This window comes from Bacillus sp. JAS24-2, from assembly GCF_008274905.1.
GTDB lineage: Bacteria > Bacillota > Bacilli > Bacillales > Bacillaceae_G > Bacillus_A > Bacillus_A cereus.
On sequence record NZ_CP031068.1, the window covers coordinates 203,413 to 223,376 of the forward strand.

A 19,964-nucleotide genomic window follows, 5' to 3' on the forward strand; every position below is an offset into this window, starting at 1 on the left:
TAGAATTTGGAGGAATATGCATGAATGAACTTTTATCGAGTATGAAAAAGTATGTAGATGATGATGAAAAGATTCTGGCTTTTGTGGTAGGGATATTTGAGAAGGATAATTTTATATTATCGTATCAACATGGGGTTTTTGTTGCCACTACTAGACGTCTCCTTTTTTACGGGAAATTCCCGTACTATTCTTCAACATTTAAAGAGTATTCATATTTGCATATAGATAACATAGATTTTCATCCGTATTTTGAATTTACTTGTAGTCATGAAAGCATTCGCGCTAAGTATATTCAGAAAGGGAATGTGGAGCAATTTGTCCGTGCAGTTAGGGCAAATATGAATAATTAATCAACCCTCTGTTTAAACATAATATTTCAATTTTTAAGAGGGAAAATGCGGAATAAAAACCACTTCTAAACCTCTAGGAGATAGTGATACAATGTCAAATGGGGGGAGGGTATGAACTATGGTTAATCAACGTATAAAGGAAATAACACTAATTACAATTGGTTCATTATTATTCGCAATTGGTATTAATTACTTTGCAATTCCAAACCGTTTATCGGAAGGTGGAATTATTGGTTTAACGGTTGTTACGTACTACTTATTTGATTGGTCACCAGGGATTGTGAATTTTGCTATAAATGCAATTTTACTAGCTATTGGTTATAAATTTTTTGATAAGAAAACAATGATTTATACAATTTTAGGGATTGTAGAAACATCTTTGTTTTTATACGTTACAGAACATATTGAGTATCATGTAAATAGTGATACATTATTAGCGGCTTTATTTGCTGGTTTATTTGTGGGTATTGGATTAGGCTGTATGTTCAAAGCCGGAGGTACATCGGGAGGATCAGCAATCTTAGCTCGGTTAGCAAATCAATATTTAGGTTGGAGTGTAGGTAAAGGCGTACTAATTATTGATATTGTTGTAATTGCTGGTTCTGTATTTATAATAGGGCAAGAAAAGGCAATGTATACACTTGTAGCTGTGTTCATTGGAGCGAAGGTGATTGATTTCATTGTAGAAGGAATGGACACAAAAACGGCTGTTACGATTATTTCGAATCAACCAGACTTAATTCGTGAAGCTATTACGAAAAATATGACACGCGGTGTTACTGTATTAGAAGGGCGCGGCGGATATACTGGTAAAAATAAAGAAGTTTTATATGTTGTTATTAATAAACAAGAGCTTGTTAAGTTGAAACAAGTTATTAGCCGGGTAGATGAAGATGCTTTCGTTGTTATACATGATGTACGTGATGTACTTGGCGGTGGCTTTAAAGCAAGCTAAAAGGTGAACGAGTAAATTCGTTCACCTTTTTTAATTCTTACAAAAATGTAAGTGTAATGTAATGAGATTCAATAGTAGATTTTATTCCCCCTTTTTAAAATGGATGTATATATATCCTGCAGAGGAGGAATGTTTATTATGAAGAAAAAAATGATCACTACTATAATAGCGATGATAGTGATAGTAGTAATGTTACTGCCTACGAAACTTGGACCGGTTATCGATAAATATAATCCATTTTATAAGACGAAAGAATACTATACGGTTGTGAATACAATTGGTCAGCATATTGGTGATGAGTGGTATGAATATGAATTTATTGCATTCGATGAACGTGGTAGAGAGCAGAAAATAAAGAAAACGGTTAAGCATATGTTAAAGAGAGATGAAGCATTAAAGGTTTTTGCAAAAGGACGTTACGGTGAATCAATTGAAGAGATTGAGGTTGCAAATATTCCTATAAATGCGAAGAGTAAACTTTTAACGATGAGATAGTGAAATATACCCCCAGCTATTTTTTGTCGAAAATAAAAATACTAGGTAAGGGTATTTTGGGGTTAATAAAAAGCCTTAGTCTATATGGACTAAGGCTTTTTTGTTATATAAAGGGGAAGGGGGTACATTGTAGTAGCACGGGTGAAAGGTATAAGAAGAGTAGCTACTAGCAATGCAATTTGGTTATTTGAGTGTTCTTCTTATTTGGCTTACTTTCTAACTTTATTGTACGAAATATAAGTAAGGGAAACTATCGAATTACATTACACATAACTTACAAACATGTAAGTCTTCTGTAATGTAATTCGATAGTTAAAAGATAGTAATTTTCATATAGTGTAACTAGAAAGTCTTAATGTATTACTTTCTGTTTGTAATGAAGAATGAAAAACCAACTAATTTTTAATAATCCTCATCTGAATAAAGATGAGGATCCTTTTTTAAACCTTACAACATTGTAAGGTTTACGTAAGTTAATTCGATAGTAAATTTGTCATATTTTTTGCATAATAGATACAGATAGAAAAATAATTAGGGATCTAGTAAGAAGGGAGAAAAATGGGATGCGTAAAGAAGAAGTAGTGAAGTTACCAATTAAAGATTTCTGTAGCTACTTTACTGTTGCCGTAGTGTGTATTGGATTATTTGATATCATAACAAACTTAATTGTTAAATAATATAGATGCTAAAACAAGAAAGGAAGTCCTTTCTTGTTTTTTTTATGGGGGCATAAAGATGAAATGGATTGATAGTCATATACATGTTGATCAATATAAGGATGAAGAGAAGAACAGATTACTGAAAGAGGTGGAAAATAGTAATGAAATAAAGGGGCTTATTGCTGTATCTATGAATTATCAATCTTGTAAGGAAACGTTATCTTTAGCGAAGAAGTATCCCTTTATATATCCAGCGATAGGGTTTCATCCAGAGCAACAGATTCATAAAGAAGAGTGTGAACAGATTTATAAACTTATTGAACAGAACGCAGAGGAAATTGTTGCGATTGGTGAAGTAGGTTTGCCCTATTATTTGAGGAAAGAAGATGAAAGCATTGCTGTAGATCCATACATAGCTGTATTGAAAAAATTTATAGAACTAGCTAGTAAGTATAATTTGCCAATTATATTACACGCAGTTTATGAAGATGCTGACACTGTATGTGATTTGCTAGAGAAATATAAAGTTTCACGTGCACATTTCCATTGGTTTAAAGGAAGTGATGAAACAATGAAACGGATGATGAAGAATGGTTATTATATTTCGATTACACCGGATGTTTTACATAAGGAGAAGATTAGAAAAATTGTTTCGTATTATCCGCTTGAATATATGATGGTAGAAACAGATGGACCGTGGGAATTTCAAGACGATGTTATGACGCACCCGAGAATGATTCGAGATGTATTAAAGGAAATTAGTGTTATAAAAAACATATCTGTTGATCAGGTTGCAGAAACAATATATGAAAATACCATTCGATTTTACCCCGCTATTTGCCGGGGATTAAGACCCGGACTGATTAAGGTTTCGCTTTATTTGAAAGGATAGGAGAGGTACTCTTATTCTTTTTATTATGGATATTTTTTCTAATTTTTTCTATAATTTATGATATGTTTAATTTGATGAAGGAAGTAGGGGAGAAAATGGGGAAAGCACATAAAAAAATAGCTATTACAATGATGATCGGTGCACTTTCAGTTGCAGCGTTTGGTTGTGAAGCAGAAAAGAAGGCTATAAATCCCAACGCAACGCAAGAAAGTAAAGAAGAACAAATTGATCCAGTAGTTGAAAAACAGATGAAAGAAACTGAGAAAAACGGGAATTCGGTTGGAAACAGTTCTAATAAAGGGAAGATGGCAGAGAGTAATGGATGGGTTTACTATGCGGTAAATGGTGATAAAAATACAGGAGGCATTTATCGTACGAAAGATCAATTTCAGACTTCGGAACGTGTAGTGGAAGGTGTAAATGCTTCTTACATAAATATAAAAAACAAAGCTTTATATTTTATTCATACGGATGAAGAGAAGAATGTGGGATTATCTTCTTTAATGAAGTATGATATATCAAATAAAAAGTTAGATACGTTAAAAGCGGATACAAATTATGTTTATATAAAAGATCAAACTTTATTTTATCCGAAAAAATATTCTGAGCATGGTGGTTTTGATATTGTAGGGATCGCAAAAATCAATTTGAAGACGGGACAGGAAGAAGAAGCGGCATTTAAAAATTCTGGTTGGTCTCGAACGATAGATGATAGTATTCTACATTGGAATAAAAATCGTGGAACACAAATGACAAAAGATAATAAAACTTGGTCAAAAGAAAATTATGCAACAATATCTAGTGCTACGTATAATAATGAAAAATTATATGCTGTTGTCGACTTTTCGTTACCTTTTGAAACAAATGAAGCTGAGCATGGCATATATGAAATAGACGTTCAACAAAATAATGAAAAGTTATTGGTAAAGGATGCCTTGCAGATGAATGTGAAAGGGGATACTTTTTATTATTTAAAAAAGGATGGAGTATATAAGAAGAAAATAAATGGTGGAAATGAAAAGGTAATTTATAATAAAGCGGTTGAACCAACTAAATCCTATTTATATTTTGTAGCAGGAGATATGTATCTCTATACGGATAATGGAACTATCATGAATTTGGATACAAAGAAATCAAATGAAGTAAAAGATAAGAAGCTAGCAGATAACGTTATGTTACAGAAAGTATGGAATGCACAGAAGGAACTGACTAATGTTCAAATGGCTGCACTAACAGGAAACCCAAAACGAGTAGGGGATTTTTCATACGGGGAATTAGTGAACCCTATTTATAATAAGAAAGATAATTTAGAGACTACGCTATCTACGTACTTCTCAAAATCATTTATAGCACAGTATATGAAGAGTAAATATATTAAAGAGTTAAATGGAAAAATGCACTATGCTATTGGAGATCCAGGGTCAAAAGCAGCAACTAAATTTACAAAAATTATTTCTGCCGAGTTAAAGGATGGGAAAATAAAAGCGCAGGTAGAAACGTATAATGACTATGATAATGTAACGGAAAAAGTAGAAGTTGAATTTATTTATGAAAATAATCAATGGGTTATTAATAACATGCCACGTTTTGGTTTAAGTTAAAAAAACCACCAAGCAGAATGCTTGGTGGTTTTGTATTAGGATTCTAATTTCTTCGCACGTTTTAATAATAAAAGAAAGACAATGATAACGAACCCCAGTATAAGGAAGAAGCCATATTGCTTTATATAATCAATTATGTCATTCGCACTGGTTGGTTTTTCAACGTGAATGCCGTCTTTATTCGTCGTAATATGAATATCTTTCATTTTTACTTCATTCTTTTCCTTTTGTAAATCAATCCACTCTATATTTGGAATACTTTCTAGATCCTTTAATACTTCTTTTAATGGTTTCACACCTAAGTAAGGATGATAGAATGCACCAATAACTCCATCGGATAATTTAGAAACAGATAGAGCACGTTCTTTCATTTTAGCAATAGTTTGTGGCGTATCTTCTTCAATAAATCCGACTGTTTCAGGCAATAGTTTCATTCCATGTAAAAATGACGGAGTACTTGTATAATATGGTGAGTGCATGGATTTCCAAGTTGTATCATTTAACTGTAGTTGTCCTACATAAGTTGAAAAGTACCTTGATAATATTTCATATCCTTTTTGAGACATCGTGTAATGAGGTGCTTCAAAGGCAACAGGATATAGTTTAGCATCTACAAGTTCTTGAATTCCTTTTTCAATATGATCTTTCGTATATTTTCCCTCGAATTCTTCCCCTTTTTTTACATATTGGTTATATGCCTCTATATTTGGAAAGTCATCTTTTGTCTTCGGTTTTTCATGCTTCGGTTGGCGAATTGGTTGATCTGTTTTGACATCCCAAAATTCAAAGCCCTCACCTGTTTCACTGTCATAAAATTGGTGAGTATAACCATGCATAATAATTGCTGCACCATCATCTTGCATAGAGCGTAAAAGATCAACTAGTTCTGGTTTATCTTTTAAATGTATTATCTTTCCTGTATCTGGATCTTTATATACCGGAATAACAGTAATCATGTAAGGCATCTTTTTCTCTTTTAGTAATTCAGCAATTTCTTTTAATTGATTTATATCTGCTGCTGGGTGAACATCCTCAAGACGTAAATAAGCTTCAACTTTATTTTTCGTTGGTTTTTGGCTGAAATAAGAAAATAACATTTCACCGACGTAATGAGACATCCAGTCAAAGAGGTTAGGTGTTGCAACATAATAAGATATTTCATGCTGAACGATTAGTGGGTTAGTGTTATTTGAGCTTAAAGCGTTAGCAAGCACAGTTCCATTCGTATCAAATGATTGAATTAATCGTTCCTCTTCTAAGGCATTTTTTAGCTTCTTTTCTGGATATTCAATTTTATTAACTCGTATATCGTCACTCTTTAATGTAATGAAAGAAAAACGCTTAGATAATTGTTCAACATTTTGTCCTAATACTAATACAGGGCCGGAGAAGTTTTCTAGAAATTGTTTCGTTTCATCAGAAAACGCTTCTTTTGTTTCACCGATATAAACAATATGTGTATAGGAGGATACGTTATTAATTGAAGTTGCTTCTTTTAAGTTTTTTACGGTTATATCATTTGTAAAATGTCCTAATTGAGTATTAAGGATTTGGACATTATTTGAAACTTTATCGTCTTGTGTACTATACAAAACAAGTACTTTTGGTTTTGATGATGTTTGTGCAGAGGTGTAGGTAGGGATGAGTAGTAAAATGCTGAACAAGAGTGTTAGGCATTTTTTCATTTTGTACGCTCCTATTCTATATATAGAGTTCAGTTTACAATTATATACAATAAATGCGTTATAGTCTATGAAAGTTACATTTTTGCACGTATTTACCAGCTGTTTTTTCACAAAATCGGTCTAAAGCATGATGATAATACGTATAGTTATTTGCTATGATAAAAGAGTAATAGAATGTAGGTAATTGTAAAGGGAAGGCTGAAAGGGGACAAATTTCAGCGGAGAAAGAGGTAGAGGTAGTGAAGAAATTCTTTGTAGGATTTTTAGTTGTTCTTGGAGTATATTTATATTTCCAAGGAAAGTCTGAAGGAATGGATAAGCTAGTGAATGGAACAAGCTATGTTGATTCAGAAGAAGCAAAACAGATGAAACAAATCATTATAGAGGAAGCGAAGAAAGTAAATCTTCCGGAATGGATACCTCTTGCAATTGCCGAGCATGAAAGTCGATTAAATCCAAGAAGTGTTGGAGATAATGGAACTTCATTTGGATTGTTTCAACTACACCGCGGCGGCGGGCTTGCACCAGAACATTTAACTGATGATGAGCTGAAAGATCCACGTACAAATGCGCAAATTGCAATGCCGCATTTAATGAAAGGATATAAGCGTGGGGTGCAAAAAGGTTTGACTGATTTTGCATTACTGAAATATATAGCGAATACATCTGGATGGCCAGGGAATTTAGGGCCAGAGTGGACGGATAATAACATGAAGTATAACATCGGACTAGAAGATGTGTACTATCGAAATAAAGGTGTAATAAAGTGAAACTTTAATCAGTGGGGGAGTCTGTTCATCCCCCGCTGATTATTAGTCTTCACCAATCGGGCTTTTACGAGCAGTTAATCTTCCACCTAAATTCTAGCGTTTTCCGGATTTTGAGGTGGAAGTTTTACTGCTCGTTAATGCGGGGGCAAAGAGTAGGTTTTCTATACCTACTCTGTTTTTTTATGAATAATTTCATCCTTTTCTTTCGTGAAATACTGCGTGAGTTGTATTTTCACCTCTTCTAGTTTTGTAGAAACTTGCGGTATTTTATATCCTACATACAATGGTGAAACGACAAATCTAGGTACAACTTTACAAATGATTTTTCCATTTAAGTAATAAAAGAATAAGTTATAACTACTGCATCCTTTATGGAAATCTATCAGTATGTAACGTACAGTTTGCTGAATGTAATTTGCCATTTCATCTATATATGAAATATTATCAATGATTATATTGAATTCAGTGAAGCCAATAATGGGACGCTCTGAAATATTAAGCTCAATGCGTTCATTTTTTTGAACAATTACCCCTTGAAAATTTTCTTCTTCAATATTTTCAAGATAATCTACATATTTCATTCCGATAATTTGCATGTGTGCATGATGCAAACTTCCACCTGAAAATGGACCGTGATTTTTGTATAAAATTACAGATGCAAATTCTTCGTTCTTCTGTAAGTGTAACCAATGTTGAATAGAAAATTGCATTAATTTTCGCATATGTTCTTCTGTATATGTTGCGATATGATCTTCGCAATTATCCGTTTCAATCAGCACCGTTTGAAATGTATCTTGTAATGTAGGAAATTTATTTTTTAACCAAATAATAGAACCATCAGTTGCTAAAATATCCGTTAAATGTTCTTTATCGCAAAATGGACATGCAGCGCTTCTATTCCGAATACTTTCTGGTTTTTGTTTACCGATATCGTTTAAAAAATATAGTTGTTGTGTATCCATTTGTATATATGCCCCTTTAAAATATGTGTAAAAATCCCGCTTAATACATTCGGGAAAAGGAGAAGGAAATCCTCTAAAGACAATATGGAAAAAATAAAAGACAAGATATCCTCATTACGATAGGGTACCTTGTCTTTTATTTTTTCTCTAATAGTGTGTATGGATAATATAGAACATTTTCATTATTTTTCTTTTTTCTATTTTTTATTGTGTATAAAGTAATTGCTGTGCTTGCAATTATAATAATGGCTTTCTTCATATTCATATACCCCTTTTTATTGTTGGTTTAATTCTTGGCTAACTGCTTTTGCATCGACTAAAGCGTGTAAAATCATTTTTACCATGTTCATCATATTTCTTCACTCCTTTTTATAGTTCATTTAGTTCTTTTACAACTGCTTGTCCGTTCACTAATACCTCAAAGATTGCTTTTACGATTTCTTTCATCATGTTTGTTTCCTCCTTGTGTTTGTCTCTCTTGTTTTACATCTTTATTGTATAGGGAGGCATCTTTTCGTACTATCGCTTTCCATTACGTGAACATAACAGTTTTGTAAGATTTGATGTCACTTATTGAAATGTTTAGTCTATCTTCATTATTTTCAGAAAAATGACTATTCAAACATGAAATTGGAAAGTATAATAAAGAAGTAAGTATTAAATTCCGTACGAAAGGGGTGAATGAGATGAAACGTTCTTTAGCTGCGCGTGCCAAATTTTTAGATTTTATCTATTTTTGTCGTGCGATTTTTCATGATGTAGTTGTTAACGGGATACGTATGCCCTTTTTTAACAATTGCATAGTGACTATTGAACGATAGAAATCTCTTCATCCATTTTTAATAAACGTGTGAAAAGGGAGCTATTTGGCTTCCTTTTTCTATGCCGAAAACCATGGGGAATGTTTCTTTCTCATGGTTTTTTATATTGAAAGGAGTACGGAAAATGACTATTTGTAGTGTAAATAATGTAACGAAATCTTTTGGTGGAAACATCATATTTGAAAATATATCGCTTGAAATAAAGAATGGTGAACGTGTTGGGTTAGTTGGTCGTAACGGTAGTGGGAAGACAACAATCTTTGGGCTTCTAACGGGAATGGAGAGTTTGGATGCAGGAGCCATTCATATGAAGAAAGGTACACGTATTGGTCATGTCGCACAAATTCCGAAGTTTGATGAGGCCATGACTGTATATGATGTATTGAGTTCCGCTTTTAAAGTAGAAAAGGAATTAGAAAAAGAAATGCATGCTCTAGAAAAAAATATGGCGGAGGAGCAGGAACAATCTGCTTTGCAAAAGCTAATGGAGAGGTACGGAGTAATTCAAGAAAAATTTGCATTTCTCGGTGGTTATGAAATAGAGGCAAATATAATGAAGGTAGCAAATGGCTTACAAGTCACAAACTTATTTCCAAGAGTATTTACGGAATTAAGTGGAGGAGAACAGACGAAAATAAGCCTTGCATATATGCTATTGCAGAAACCAGATTTACTTCTATTAGATGAACCAACAAATCATTTAGATTTGTTTGCAGTTGAATGGTTAGAGAAATTTTTAAAAGAATATAATGGAACAGTTATGGTTATTTCACACGATCGCTATTTCCTTGATGAAGTTGTAACGAAAATTTTGGATTTGGAAGATGGAGAGATTCACGTGTACCATACGAATTATTCTCAGTTCGTTGAGGAGAAGGAAGAAAGGTTACTTCAAGAGTTTCAAGCTTATCAAGAGCAGCAAAAGAAAATAAAGAAAATGAAAGAAGCAATTAAGCGCCTACGTGAATGGGCAAATCAAGCGAATCCTCCGAATGAAGGATTGCATAAAAGAGCGAGGAATATGGAACGTGCGTTAGAGCGTATAGAGAAATTAAAGAGACCGATTTTAGAAAGAAAACAGATGGGTCTTCAGTTTGAAGGGCAAGAGAGAAGCGGAAAAGATGTTGTTGTAATGAAAGAAGTGAGTAAAGGTTTTGCTGGCCGATCTTTATTTGAACAAGCGAATTTACATGTTCGTTTTCAAGAGCGTGCTGCTATCGTTGGTCGTAATGGTACAGGGAAGACTACATTATTAAAACTACTATTAGAAGAAATAAATCCAGACGTTGGTGAAATTCGAATTGGTAGTAGTGTCAAAATTGGTTATTTATCACAACATGCATATGAAAATATGAAGAGTAATGTATTGGAAGCATTCAGAGAGAATGTGGCTGTAACAGAGGGAGAAGCAAGACATATATTAGCTAAGTTTTTGTTTTATGGTCCAGCAGTATTTAAGAAAGTAACGCAACTTAGTGGTGGAGAAAAAATGAGATTAAGACTTGCGCAACTTATGTATCAAGACATCAATTTTCTAATTTTAGATGAGCCGACAAACCATCTTGATATTGAATCAAGGGAAGTTTTAGAGGAAGCCCTTGAGCAATATAACGGGACGATTTTAGCTGTTTCACACGATCGATATTTTTTAAATAAGTTATTTGAAAAGACGTACTGGATTGATAGATGCAAATTATTTGAGTTTGCAGGAAACTATGCATGGGCTCGTCAAAAGTGGGAGGAAAAGCTTGAGGAGCAAGTAATAAAGCAGAAACGCCAAGGGAGAAAAAGTGTTGAAACGGTTCCTGTAAAAGAGAAAGAAGCTAGGAATCTTGAAGAGATTGAAAATGAGTTAATGCATGTAGAAGAAGATATATATGCAATAGAATGTGGAATGGAACATGTAGCTGATGTTGAAAAACTTGAAAAATTATATGAGGAAAAAACGAAGAAAGAGTTGTTACGAGCAGATTTATATAATGAATTAGAGAATATTGTGGAGTAATGAGTAGAAAGCCACTTCCTTTCAGTTTTGCTGGAGGAAGTGGCTTTCTTCATAATGATATTTTACTTTAAAGGTTAAATGAAGCGATGTGTTTCACGTGAAACAGTAACTTAGATAAATCCGTGTTCCTCAATTTGCATAGCTTGTGAAACATATGAAAATAATAAGGTGAAAAATAAATGTCATTAGTGGTTTTTGGATAGGAGTAATTACAAAAACAAAGGCTAATTATTTCCCGAGAGATAAAGTGAGGGCCTTTACGGGCACCCCGACCCAGACCTAATTTCTTTTGCTTTCGCTGAATTTTGAGGTGGGGGTCTTACTGCACGGCAAATAGCGGGATAAATATGTGTAACAGAGACTAGTGAATGGAAACGAAAAGAGAGCAAAGTTACAGCTTTACGCGCTGAACTCTGCTCTCTTTTTGCGTGGCATCTTCTCTCGTTGAAATTATAATAGCGATCCCGAGCATAATAAAAAAAGCTAAAAAGAGGACGAACTTTGGGAAGAACGGGAATAGTAATAGCGCTCCGACTATCATAATTGTTAATAATACGTAGTGCAGGACGTATTGGAATAGGTTGTCCATATTTTCGCCCCCTTTTTGGTAATTGGTTATTAGTATTCTATGTTTCATGCTGAAGGAATAGAAGTAGATTTTTAAGTTTTAATACGAATTATAGCTGAGTTTTCTTAAAGTATAAATGTAGAGTGGTAATTTTGGAAAAATTCTCAAAATATTTATTTAGAAAGAATTGACAAAACATAATGAACGATATAAGCTAATAACCATAAAGTCTACCGGAAAGGTCGGAATAAGATTGTTACCCCTCAAAAACATCTATTTTTTTCTGATTAAAACCGACTTTTCCGATTGGCTATAAATGTGCTGTGGGAGGCATACATAAGCTAATAAGTTCAAAGGGTATAACTATTAAACAGTTAGGGTGGGGACAATGAAGAAAAAGACAAAAAAATGGGCTGGTGTATTTTCAGTATTACTGAGTAGTTCGCTTGTGTTATCTGCTTGTGGGGGACAGGAGGATACGGCTTCTACAGAGCCGGTTAAGCAGCAGGATTTAAAAAATGTGAAAATTGAAAAGATTGCTGCGACAGATAAAACGAAAGTGCCAGACAAAGCGAAGAATAGAAAAGATACGTTAGTAGTTGGTATTAGTAAGCCAGGCGGCGTATTTTTACCATACTTTCAACAAAATGGTTGGGATGGAAACGTAACTTCAGTTATTTTTGCATCTCTCGTATCAACCGATAAACAAGGGAAACCAATTCCAGAATTAGCTGAGAAGTGGGACGTTTCTTCTGATCAGTTAACATATACATTCCATTTACGTAAAAATTTGAAATTTAGTGATGGATCGCCATTAACGGCGGATGATGTAGCTTTCACATTGACGCTTTTACATGATAAGGCATATGAAGGTGAAGTAGATATCTCTCAATATGCAGTTAAAGGTGGTAAAGAATATAAAGAAGGAAAAGCAACTTCAATTGAAGGTATTCAAGTTGTTGATCCACAAACAATTAAAATTACAACTGAAAAAGTGAATTCACAAGCTATATTTGTTTTAGGAGGTACAGTACTATCAAAAGCTTATTATGGAAAAGATTATAAGCAAAATACAAGCTTAGATTACTTAAAAGATTTATATGGAAAGCCATTAGCTGCGGGTCCATATAAATTTGAAAAGTATATTCCAGGTCAAGAAGTTCGTTTTGTTGCTAACGAAAATTATTATGCGGGTAAACCAAAAATTCAAAACTTTATTTATAAAATTACTTCTGGTGATACGAAGCTTCAGTTATTCCAAACAGGAGAAGTTGACCATACTGGCTTAGGTACCGGTGATGAGGTTCTTGAACAGGCTAAGGCTTTAGAATTCGCAAATATCCAAATCGAAACAGCGCCGTCATTTAGTTATATTTATATGAATAATAATAAGCCTTACTTAAAGGATAAAAAGGTTCGCCAAGCACTTATTTACGGATTAGACCGCAAAAAATATGTTGATACAGCGTTAAAAGGATACGGTACAGTAGCCAATGTACCAATTCATCCAACTTCTTGGGCTTATACGGAAGAAGGAGTTAATAAATACGAATACGATAAAGAAAAAGCGAAAAAATTATTAGATGAAGCAGGGTGGAAAGTTGGTTCGGATGGAATTCGTGAAAAAGATGGTCAAAAATTAAAACTTTCTTATTTCGGTCCAAGTTCGGCTAAAGATAGTGATTTATTAATTCCGATTGCGAAAGAGAATTATAAAGAAATAGGTGTAGAGTTTAATCCTGAATTTATGGACTTTAATACGATGCTTTCTAAGGTAAACAAAGGAGATTATGATTTAGCTTCCGTTTCGACACCGATTACAAGTGACCCGAGTGAAACAGCTGGTGAATATTTGTCTACTGCAAATGAAACTAGTCTTGGTTATAAGAATGCAAAAGTAGATGAGCTAATTCAAAAAGGTATTGAAACTGTAGATATCGAAAAGCGTAAACCTATTTATAAAGAATTGTATAAAGAATTAAGTGATGATCCACCAGTAATTCTATTAAACTACCGTAGAACAATTACTGGTTATAACGGGAATATAAAAGGAATTGATCCTGAAAAGTACAACAGTATTAGTGCAAACTTACCAGTATTATCATTTGAAAAATAACGATAAGAATGTATAAGTAGAAGACATTTTTTCATTCGGTTAGTAATGTGCCGCTTTGAAAAAATGTTCTTCTATTTTAAGCATAAGATTGGAGAGAAAAAGGGTGAAAACATATATTGTTCGTAGGTTGTTACAAATGATTCCTACACTGCTTGGTACATCAATTATTATCTTCGTCCTGTTCGCACTTCTTCCTGGGGATTATATTGATTCAAACCCGAAAATTACACCGGAAAGAGCAGCTGAACTGAGGGAATTATATGGGTTGAACAAACCGATTGTTGAGCGTTATTTTCATTGGTTAGATAATGCATTGCAAGGGGACTTTGGCTTCTCGCTTCAATATCAAGAGCCTGTAACGTCATTATTAAATAAATTTATTTGGAATTCTTTTAGTGTAGCAATTATTGCATTGTTTTTTATTTGGCTAATTGCACTTATTATCGGTGTATTCTCGGCGACGAAGCAACATTCTTTATTCGATAAACTTGTAACAATCGGTGTTTTTGCAGCAATGTCATTCCCTTCATTCTTTATCGGCTTGTTTTTAATTAAGGTGTTTGCGGTTGACTTTAAGTTATTACCGATAGGTGGAATGATTGATGTTGGCAGTAATTCAACAGGATTTGCTTACGTGATAGAAGTTGCAAAACATATGATTTTACCAGTATTTATTTTGACGCTTCTCGGGGTTGGCTCGCTAACTCGGTATTTTAGAACAAGTATGTTAGAGGTTGTAAGACAAGATTACATACGAACAGCAAGAGCGAAAGGTTTGAAGGAGAAGACGGTTATTTATAAGCATGCATTAAAAAATGCAATATTACCAGCAATTACGTTATTAGCATTTGAATTACCGGGATTGTTTTCTGGGGCAATTATTATTGAACAAATTTTTAACTGGCCAGGGATTGGTAATATTCAATTAGAAGCATTAAATTTCCGTGACTATACAGTATTGATGGCATTTACGATGTTTCTTTCTTGTTTAACAATCGTTTCAAACTTTTTAGCAGATATCGTATATGCAGTTGTTGATCCAAGAATTCGGTTGAAGTAAGGGGGGAAAGAAATGGAGACTGTTACAGTAATTACAGAAAAAAAAGAAAAAAAGAGCAGAAGCGAATCATCACCATGGCGACAAGCTTTTAAAAAGATAAAGAAAAATAAGATGGCACTTGTAGGGTTTTATGCATTAATTTTTATGTTTTTATTTTGTTTTATCGGTCCGTTCTTTTCTCCATATGCATCAGGGAAAATACAAGTTGCGCTCATTAACAAACCACCTAGTGTTTCTCATTGGCTTGGTACAGATCAATTAGGAAGAGATATTTTAACAAGGCTTATGCAAGCGGGACGTATTTCATTAACCATTGGTTTAGCTTCAATGGTTTTATCGGTTATACTTGGAGCTTTATTAGGAGCGATTGCAGGTTTTTATCGTGGTATTGTGGACAATATTATTATGCGGCTTGCAGATATTTTAATGTCAATGCCAGGATTACCGCTACTTATTATAATGGGTGCGATTTTATCAGAGTGGAAAGTACCGTCTGATTATCGTTTGTATGTCATTATGATTATTTTAAGTCTAGTAGGTTGGCCAGGGCTTGCACGCCTTGTAAGAGGGCAAATTTTATCACTTAGGGAGCAAGCATTTATGCAAGCTGCGGATGTGTTAGGAATAAAAGATTACCGGAAAATTATATATCACTTAATACCTAATGTTTTACCCATTTTAATTGTTGTATCCACATTAGGTGTTGCAGGTTCTATTTTGGGAGAATCCGCACTAAGTTACTTAGGTCTTGGAGTCGTTCCACCTACACCATCATGGGGGAACATGATTAGCGCAGCTAACTCATTAATCGATTTCCAAAAGCGTCCATGGTTATGGATTCCGCCCGGTTTTGCAATCTTTATAACAGTTGTATCAATTAATTTACTTGGTGATGCACTTCGTGATGCGTTAGATCCAAAGATGAGACGGTAGGTGAGAAGATATGAGTAAAGCGGTAGTAGAGCTGAAAGACTTACAAACACATTTTCAAACTGACGAGGGGACAGTAAAGGCTGTGAACCATGTTAGCTTTGCGGTTCGAGAAGGGGAAACAGTTTGTGTAGTAGGAGAATCAGGTTGCGGAAAGAGTGTAACAGCTTTATCTATTATGGGGCTTATTGCTGAATCTGGTAGTGTAGTGGGTGGAGACATTTTATATGAAGGAAAAAGTCTTTTAGGAATGAAAGAGAAAGAACTTCGTAGTTTACGAGGCAATGATATTGCAATGATTTTCCAAGAACCGATGACATCGCTAAACCCCGTCTTCACTGTAGGGGAGCAAATTGTAGAAACGTTAAGAGAGCATGAATTACTTAGTAAAAATGAAGCATATAAGAAGGCAATTGAGTTAATTCGTAAAGTTGGCATAGCCCGCGCTGATGAAATCGTCCATTCTTATCCGCATGAACTGAGCGGTGGGATGTTACAACGTATTATGATTGCTGTTGCGCTTAGTTGTAATCCTAAGTTATTAATTGCAGATGAACCAACAACAGCTCTTGATGTTACCATTCAGGCTCAAATATTGGATCTACTAAGACAAGTGAAAGAAGAATTTAAAACGTCGATTTTATTAATTACACATGACTTAGGTGTCGTAGCGGAAATGGCTGATTATGTTGTCGTTATGTATGGCGGGAAAGTTATTGAAGAAGCCCCAGTACTAGAGATATTCCAAAATCCAAAACATCCTTTTACGAAAGGATTATTGAAATCAAAACCAGTAATGGGAAAACGAATAGATAAACTATATTCTATTCCAGGGCAAGTTCCGAATTTAGTTGGTTTAGGTGAGTTTTGTTACTTTAGTGGGCGTTGTGAGCATTGTATGGAAATATGTGAAAAAGAAGCCCCAAATCTAAATGTAAATGATGAAAATCATAAAGTAGCTTGTTGGTTATATGAGGAGCGTGCGGAACAATGAGTGAACCATTATTAGAGGTGAAAAACCTAAAGGCATATTTTCCAATTAAGGGTGGCGTATTTAGTAGAACAATTGGGCATGTAAAAGCAGTTGATGGAGTAAGTTTTACTATTAATAAAGGTGAAGTGTTTGGTCTCGTTGGTGAATCAGGGAGCGGGAAAACAACAATAGGAAAAACAATTTTACGCCTCGTTCAAAAAACGGAGGGAGAAGTGAAGTTTAAAGGAAAAGATGTTCATTCTTTATCCAAGGATGAATTAAGAAAACATCGCCCTAATATGCAGCTCGTTTTCCAAGATCCATTTAGCTCATTAAATCCGAGAATGAGAATTGGAGAAGCGCTTGGAGAGCCAATGTTGGCCCACGGATTAGCAACGAAAGAAAATGTGCGTGAAAAGGTAATTGAAGTATTGGAGTTATGTGGATTAGCTCCTTATCATATTGACCGGTATCCCCATGAGTTTTCTGGTGGACAACGTCAGCGTATCGTAATCGCAAGAGCTATGGTATTAAATCCAGAATTCATTGTAGCTGATGAACCTGTAGCGGCACTAGATGTATCTATCCAAGCACAAATTATTAATTTATTTAGTGAGTTACAGGAGAAAAAGGGATTATCTTATTTATTCATTTCGCATGATTTAAGTGTAGTAGAACATTTATGTACGAAAATCGGAATTATGTATTTAGGTACGATTGTGGAGACAGCACCGCGTGATGAGTTATTTACCAATCCGCTACATCCTTATACGAATGCATTGTTATCAGCTGTTCCAATACCAGATCCAACAGTGAAGCGAGAACGAATTATACTAGAAGGGGATATTCCAAGTCCAGCAAATCCACCTTCGGGCTGTCGTTTTCATACACGTTGCCCATTTGCAACGGATGTTTGTAAAAAAACAGTACCAGAATTCCGTAATGTTGGTGTAGAGCATTTTGTTGCTTGTCATCACGTATAAAAAAGGACTCTTTCAAATTGAAAGAGTCCTTTTTTTATTTACTAGATGAAGTTTGTTTCAATACAAATTGCTCGATTGCGTGAGCAACACCATGTTCATTGTTTGTTAGTGTTACAACATCACATAGCTTTTTTACATCTTCTTCAGCGTTGCCCATTGCAACAGATAAGCCCGCTACTTCTAACATCGGTACATCATTAAAATTATCACCAATAGCAACTGTATCTTCAATAGGGATATTAAAATGAGCTGCCATCTGCTGTATCCCGTTTCCTTTATGTCCATTCTTATCCATAATTTCTAAGTTAGTAGGAGCCGATGCTGTAACTATAATATCAGCATCCTCTTGTAATATACTTAATAGCTGTGCGCGATGCGCTGCATTAAACGTTAAAATGAAGAATTTAGATATTTCTAGTTCTTGGTTATTTACAACATCTTCTATTTTTTTGAAATCAGTAATTAGGTTCGATTTCTTTTGCTTTTCTGTAATTCGTTCAAGTTCCTCTAATGTAACATCAAGCGCATGCTTATTTTCTTCGAATGCTTGCATCACTTGATCTTGCCATGTATATGGAGAATAAACTCCTTTATTTGTATATAGCTTATATGGGAAACCTTCAGATTCTAGTAATTTTGCAAGTTTGTACACTTTGTCGTTTTGTATACAACGCGAGTTAATTACTTTTCCATCCACATAAACAATAGCCCCATTGCTTGCTCCGACTGGAAGAGATAATTTATATTCTTCCAATAGCTTTAAAGCATCCTCTTTCGCACGACCAGAACAGATCATTACAATATGACCGGCTTCTTGTGCAGTTTGGATTGCTTGTAGGTTTTCTTTGGAGATTTCAAGATTAGATGATAGTAGTGTACCATCCATATCTAATGCGATTAATTTCAAAATGACCACCTCTTTGTTTTTATTATACATAGTTATATAGAGGAAACATATAAACTTATCTTGGAAAGACGGTATTTTATCTCATATTAAAAGTAAGTAAAGATTAGATAGGTTTAGTGGCACTAAATAAACAATTTGTAACAAAAATAGAGAGGAATATGACTACATTTCACTTTATGACTGTAATGTTACACGAATGTTACAAACGTGAACTTAGTGAAAAACGCATTAAATAAAGGTTTTTGAGGGTTATTATAAAAAAACGTAAAAAAAGTGTAATAAATTTTACGTAATTATATTGCAACGTAATAATAGTTATGTTACAGTAATGTTACAAACGTTACGTTATCAAATTTAATGTAACGTTAACATAAAAACTATGAAATAAACATTTCTTAGAAATTACATATAGATAACTTATAAAAAGGGAGGATAAAAGATATGAAAGAGCAAGTATTACAAGTAACAAAAGGTGACTTCGTAGGATCAGCAAGTGGAGCAGTAGTATTAACAGCATTAATCGTATTTTTATCAAGCGTATTAGTATAATAGAAGTTTTGTAATAAAAGAAAAAGAGAGGAGAATGAAAGATATGAAAGAGCAAGTATTACAAGTAACAAAAGGTGACTTCGTAGGATCAGCAAGTGGAGCGGTAGTATTAACAGCGTTAATCGTATTTCTATCAAGCGTATTAGTATAATAGAAGCTTTGTAACAAAAGAAAAAAAGGAGGATAAATGATATGAAAGAGCAAGTATTACAAGTAACAAAAGGTGACTTCGTAGGATCAGCAAGTGGAGCGGTAGTATTAACAGCGTTAATCGTATTTTTATCAAGTGTATTAGTATAATAGAAGTTTTAAATTAAACAAAAAAGGAAGGAGAATGAGGGATATGAACAGTGAACAAGTGTTTCAAGTAACAAAAACAGATTTATTAGGATCCTTAGGTGGAGCAGTAATATTAACATCATTTATTCTATTCCTTGCAAATGTATTAGTATGAGATATATAAATACAATCATTCAAAAAAAATAAAGACTCTAACGTATTAGTAAGTAGTTAATATGTTGGAGTCTTTTTTATATTCTTCTTATATACCCTCAAGTATTAAAGTTACCTCATTATCCAGCATTCATGGCTAATTAAACGCTGCGGTTGAAACTTGATTCAACGAATAATCAAAAATCCACTGAATAAAATCCCGCTTTATTTCAAAGAGAAAAAAGTCGAAT

The 19,964-nt window shown here is 34.0% G+C and carries 22 protein-coding genes; 17 read left to right on the forward strand and 5 right to left on the reverse strand.

Annotated elements, in window-relative coordinates; translation table 11 throughout:
• Positions 1 to 20: 20 nt before the first annotated feature.
• The 5 genes from DN407_RS01190 to DN407_RS01210 all read left to right on the forward strand — a co-directional run bounded on the left by DN407_RS01190 (position 21) and on the right by DN407_RS01210 (position 4,952).
• Positions 21 to 350 (forward strand): PH domain-containing protein, encoded by a 330-nt coding sequence (locus tag DN407_RS01190; protein ID WP_001004241.1) that lies wholly within the window; start codon positions 21 to 23, stop codon positions 348 to 350.
• 118 nt (positions 351 to 468) lie between these two features.
• Positions 469 to 1,305, forward strand: a complete 837-nt coding sequence (locus tag DN407_RS01195; protein WP_000248040.1) for a YitT family protein — start codon at positions 469 to 471, stop codon at positions 1,303 to 1,305.
• Positions 1,306 to 1,443: 138 nt separating this feature from the next.
• On the forward strand, positions 1,444 to 1,800 hold the full coding sequence (locus DN407_RS01200) for a YxeA family protein (RefSeq protein ID WP_000728422.1): 357 nt from the start codon (positions 1,444 to 1,446) through the stop codon (positions 1,798 to 1,800).
• Between the two features lie 735 nt (positions 1,801 to 2,535).
• Positions 2,536 to 3,351, forward strand: coding sequence for a TatD family hydrolase (locus DN407_RS01205; protein WP_149215942.1), 816 nt, complete (start codon positions 2,536 to 2,538; stop codon positions 3,349 to 3,351).
• A gap of 95 nt (positions 3,352 to 3,446) precedes the next feature.
• Positions 3,447 to 4,952, forward strand: coding sequence for a DL-endopeptidase inhibitor IseA family protein (locus tag DN407_RS01210; protein WP_149215943.1), 1,506 nt, complete (start codon positions 3,447 to 3,449; stop codon positions 4,950 to 4,952).
• A 35-nt stretch (positions 4,953 to 4,987) separates the two neighbouring features.
• Here DN407_RS01210 and DN407_RS01215 read toward each other — a convergent pair whose 3' ends face one another.
• Positions 4,988 to 6,637 (reverse strand): DUF2334 domain-containing protein, encoded by a 1,650-nt coding sequence (locus DN407_RS01215; protein WP_098594962.1) that lies wholly within the window; start codon positions 6,635 to 6,637, stop codon positions 4,988 to 4,990.
• A 239-nt stretch (positions 6,638 to 6,876) separates the two neighbouring features.
• Here DN407_RS01215 and DN407_RS01220 point away from each other — a divergent pair, with 239 nt between their 5' ends.
• Positions 6,877 to 7,407, forward strand: coding sequence for a transglycosylase SLT domain-containing protein (locus tag DN407_RS01220; RefSeq protein WP_000713248.1), 531 nt, complete (start codon positions 6,877 to 6,879; stop codon positions 7,405 to 7,407).
• A gap of 167 nt (positions 7,408 to 7,574) precedes the next feature.
• Here the strand turns inward: DN407_RS01220 and DN407_RS01225 are convergent, their stop codons facing one another.
• Both DN407_RS01225 and DN407_RS01230 read right to left on the reverse strand, forming a co-directional pair.
• Complete coding sequence (locus tag DN407_RS01225) at positions 7,575 to 8,369, reverse strand: DUF4931 domain-containing protein (RefSeq protein ID WP_002004289.1); 795 nt, start codon at positions 8,367 to 8,369, stop codon at positions 7,575 to 7,577.
• Between the two features lie 136 nt (positions 8,370 to 8,505).
• A complete protein-coding gene (locus DN407_RS01230; RefSeq protein WP_001998915.1) occupies positions 8,506 to 8,634 on the reverse strand; it encodes a hypothetical protein in 129 nt (42 codons plus the stop codon).
• Positions 8,635 to 9,055: 421 nt separating this feature from the next.
• Between DN407_RS01230 and DN407_RS32010 the strand changes: the two genes are divergently transcribed.
• Both DN407_RS32010 and abc-f read left to right on the forward strand, forming a co-directional pair.
• Positions 9,056 to 9,190 (forward strand): RAxF-45 family protein, encoded by a 135-nt coding sequence (locus tag DN407_RS32010; RefSeq protein ID WP_000830643.1) that lies wholly within the window; start codon positions 9,056 to 9,058, stop codon positions 9,188 to 9,190.
• Between the two features lie 124 nt (positions 9,191 to 9,314).
• Entirely contained in the window at positions 9,315 to 11,195 is a 1,881-nt protein-coding gene (gene abc-f / locus DN407_RS01235) for a ribosomal protection-like ABC-F family protein (RefSeq protein ID WP_098295074.1), read from the forward strand.
• Positions 11,196 to 11,586: 391 nt separating this feature from the next.
• Here abc-f and DN407_RS01245 read toward each other — a convergent pair whose 3' ends face one another.
• Positions 11,587 to 11,784 carry a hypothetical protein gene (locus tag DN407_RS01245; RefSeq protein WP_000369254.1) on the reverse strand — a complete coding sequence of 66 codons (198 nt, stop codon included), beginning with the start codon at positions 11,782 to 11,784 and terminating at the stop codon, positions 11,587 to 11,589.
• A gap of 367 nt (positions 11,785 to 12,151) precedes the next feature.
• On the opposite strand from DN407_RS01245, the gene DN407_RS01250 reads away from it, so the two are divergent.
• The 5 genes from DN407_RS01250 (at position 12,152) to DN407_RS01270 (ending at position 17,825) form a co-directional block, all read left to right on the forward strand.
• Positions 12,152 to 13,879: an ABC transporter substrate-binding protein gene (locus DN407_RS01250; protein ID WP_000730688.1), complete on the forward strand. Its 1,728-nt coding sequence runs from the start codon at positions 12,152 to 12,154 to the stop codon at positions 13,877 to 13,879.
• Between the two features lie 103 nt (positions 13,880 to 13,982).
• Positions 13,983 to 14,939, forward strand: a complete 957-nt coding sequence (locus DN407_RS01255; RefSeq protein ID WP_149215944.1) for an ABC transporter permease — start codon at positions 13,983 to 13,985, stop codon at positions 14,937 to 14,939.
• Between the two features lie 12 nt (positions 14,940 to 14,951).
• Positions 14,952 to 15,872, forward strand: a complete 921-nt coding sequence (opp4C, locus tag DN407_RS01260) for an oligopeptide ABC transporter permease (protein ID WP_000451080.1) — start codon at positions 14,952 to 14,954, stop codon at positions 15,870 to 15,872.
• Positions 15,873 to 15,882: 10 nt separating this feature from the next.
• A complete protein-coding gene (locus DN407_RS01265; RefSeq protein ID WP_149215945.1) occupies positions 15,883 to 16,863 on the forward strand; it encodes an ABC transporter ATP-binding protein in 981 nt (326 codons plus the stop codon).
• The gene (locus tag DN407_RS01270; protein ID WP_149215946.1) at positions 16,860 to 17,825 is read left to right on the forward strand and encodes an ABC transporter ATP-binding protein; all 966 of its coding nucleotides are present in this window, start codon (positions 16,860 to 16,862) and stop codon (positions 17,823 to 17,825) included. The genes DN407_RS01265 and DN407_RS01270 overlap by 4 nt, the downstream gene beginning before the upstream one ends.
• Positions 17,826 to 17,859: 34 nt before the next feature.
• Here the strand turns inward: DN407_RS01270 and DN407_RS01275 are convergent, their stop codons facing one another.
• Entirely contained in the window at positions 17,860 to 18,732 is an 873-nt protein-coding gene (locus DN407_RS01275; RefSeq protein ID WP_098570636.1) for a Cof-type HAD-IIB family hydrolase, read from the reverse strand.
• A gap of 432 nt (positions 18,733 to 19,164) precedes the next feature.
• Between DN407_RS01275 and DN407_RS01280 the strand changes: the two genes are divergently transcribed.
• From DN407_RS01280 to DN407_RS01295, 4 genes are read left to right on the forward strand one after another with little or no spacing between them, the layout of a single operon-like run.
• Positions 19,165 to 19,281 carry a DUF3948 family protein gene (locus tag DN407_RS01280; protein WP_000654250.1) on the forward strand — a complete coding sequence of 39 codons (117 nt, stop codon included), beginning with the start codon at positions 19,165 to 19,167 and terminating at the stop codon, positions 19,279 to 19,281.
• Positions 19,282 to 19,315: 34 nt separating this feature from the next.
• On the forward strand, positions 19,316 to 19,432 hold the full coding sequence (locus DN407_RS01285) for a DUF3948 family protein (protein ID WP_000654250.1): 117 nt from the start codon (positions 19,316 to 19,318) through the stop codon (positions 19,430 to 19,432).
• 41 nt (positions 19,433 to 19,473) lie between these two features.
• Positions 19,474 to 19,581, forward strand: coding sequence for a DUF3948 family protein (locus tag DN407_RS01290; protein WP_000664237.1), 108 nt, complete (start codon positions 19,474 to 19,476; stop codon positions 19,579 to 19,581).
• 43 nt (positions 19,582 to 19,624) lie between these two features.
• Positions 19,625 to 19,735 (forward strand): DUF3948 family protein, encoded by a 111-nt coding sequence (locus tag DN407_RS01295; RefSeq protein WP_001083690.1) that lies wholly within the window; start codon positions 19,625 to 19,627, stop codon positions 19,733 to 19,735.
• Positions 19,736 to 19,964: the final 229 nt, after the last annotated feature.